Source organism: Bradyrhizobium sp. P2_E8, assembly GCF_056403875.1.
Window position 1 is genome coordinate 1 of sequence record NZ_JBFUES010001823.1, and the last position, 655, is coordinate 655.

General features: G+C 66.4%; 1 protein-coding gene. It reads right to left on the reverse strand.

What is annotated here, in order from left to right:
- On the reverse strand, positions 1-503 hold a 503-nt coding region (locus AC1D00_RS44120), incomplete at its 3' end, for a YdcF family protein (RefSeq protein WP_477015076.1).
- Positions 504-655: the final 152 nt, after the last annotated feature.

The following is a 655-nucleotide window of genomic DNA, read 5'->3' on the forward strand; positions in this document are numbered from 1 at the left end:
GCGAACGGGATCAGAATCGTCTCCGGCATCGCGTGCGAGAATTCCACCAGCGCGCGCGGCATGTGATAGTTCGAGGTCACCACGATCAGCGATTTGAACCGGCGCGCCTGCGCCCAGCGGCGCGCCTCCGCCGCATTGCCGCGGGTCGAGAGCGCGGTGCGGTCGAGGTCGACGCAGCAGGTCATGAAGGACTGGTTCTCCGGCAGCGTGCGGGAGATGTCGCTCGCGGTCGAGGTCGGATGCACGCCGGAAATCAGGAGCCGCCTGCCGTAACCGGCGGCCAGCAGCTCCATCGCATCCGACACCCGCGAGGAGCCGCCGGTCAAGACCACGATGCCGTCTGCCTTGCGGTCCGGCACGATCTCGGCGCCGCGCAACTGCGACAGGAACGCGATGAAGCCCGCCGCCGCGCCGACGAAGGCGAACGCGATCGTCGACACCACGGCTGCGCGCAGCCAGCCGCGCGGCAATTTCGGCGATCGATCGTCGGTCGGCGAGGTCATGCGATGTCGGTAATCCCTTCCCCGGATGATTTTAAAACGTTTTGAGGCGAAGTGGAGTCCGGTTTGCCGGACTAATCGACGTCGTTCAAGGTTGCGAACAACGTCTGGCGCGAGGCGACGGCGGTGATGGCGCCGATCAGGACCGCCTGCAC